Source organism: Microcoleus sp. AT3-D2, assembly GCF_036705715.1.
Lineage (GTDB): Bacteria > Cyanobacteriota > Cyanobacteriia > Cyanobacteriales > Microcoleaceae > Microcoleus.
On the sequence record NZ_JAUBVE010000216.1, the window covers coordinates 1 to 1119 of the forward strand.

Below are 1119 nucleotides of genomic sequence, written 5' to 3' on the forward strand. Positions count from 1 at the left end.
ACTGTAATTAACTCATAATTTTGCCGGAAATATCATTCTACTATGTATTTGTGTAATTAATTGTGTCTGACTACTTAACACAACGTCTTCCCATGTAATCGAGCCAGATAATGGCGTAAGCGAGTGTTTTCCCCTTCCACTCGGGTCATGTAAGTTTTACTCACAATCTAGTCGCCTTCAGGGATAAAACCCGGATAAACAGACCACCCATCGGTGACGTAGAAGTAGCACTGCCAGGTGGCCACAACTGTCCACAAAGGCTTGAAGGTCTCAGCACGCACGATCGCCTAAAACCCAGCCTAAGATCCCTGGCTTAAAGTTGTCAACCGCCGTCCACAGCCAGATTTTGTTTTTTTTTGACCCCACAAAAGTTTCCAGTTCATCGAGTTCACCGACTTCAGGAATTGTTTCAGGAGCATAGGGATCAGGAAGTAATTCACCCACTTGCTTGACCCAAGTAATCACGGTCGTATGATGAACCCCTTTGACCCGTTCAATCCCTCGAAACCCTAAGCCATTGACGTACATTCTGAGGCACTCACGCTTAAACTCATCCGAGTATCCTGCAGGCGGAGAATAGGTATCAAAGAACTGCCGTCTGCACTCCTTGCAGATGTGATGAGTGTTTACCTTTCTGTTTCCCATTTTTACTGATATTAGTCGAGCCACATTCTGGACACTGCATCGTTTCTCCCCTGATTTCATAGCTCCATTATGCAACGCCACTACCGCATTAAAATTATTAAAGCCTTTCACAACAGCAGGCAAATTCACCGCATACTGTTTGATTTTTACCGACAAGTGGAGGATAATGTTAATTGGTTGCAGCAGCGAATAGATGAACTAGACAGCACCTTGACTACCGACAATTTACAGGAATTTAAGGACGAGTTGAAAAAGCTACTGAAAACAGCATTGACTTACACTCAATGGCTGACAAAATTAGAAGATTACAGCAATACAATTGCGATAAATCTTAACAATTACGTTGAGAAATTATATCAAATCTATGCTAAAGTTGAAATCGATGAGGAAGAACTATCTATAGCATTTATCAGAAAGATGAGGTATGATATAACTGACTTGAACGGAGTGAAAAATATAGAACCCCAAAATGTT

2 pseudogenes are annotated in these 1119 nt (G+C 41.7%); one reads left to right on the plus strand and one right to left on the minus strand.

Annotation, left to right across the window (positions count from 1 at the left end):
- Window positions 1-77 precede the first annotated feature (77 nt).
- A pseudogene (locus tag QUB44_RS30990) lies at window positions 78-685 on the minus strand (IS1 family transposase); the annotation flags it as partial.
- Window positions 686-714: 29 nt separating this feature from the next.
- Here QUB44_RS30990 and QUB44_RS30995 point away from each other — a divergent pair.
- Window positions 715-1119, plus strand: a pseudogene (locus QUB44_RS30995) (hypothetical protein); the annotation flags it as partial.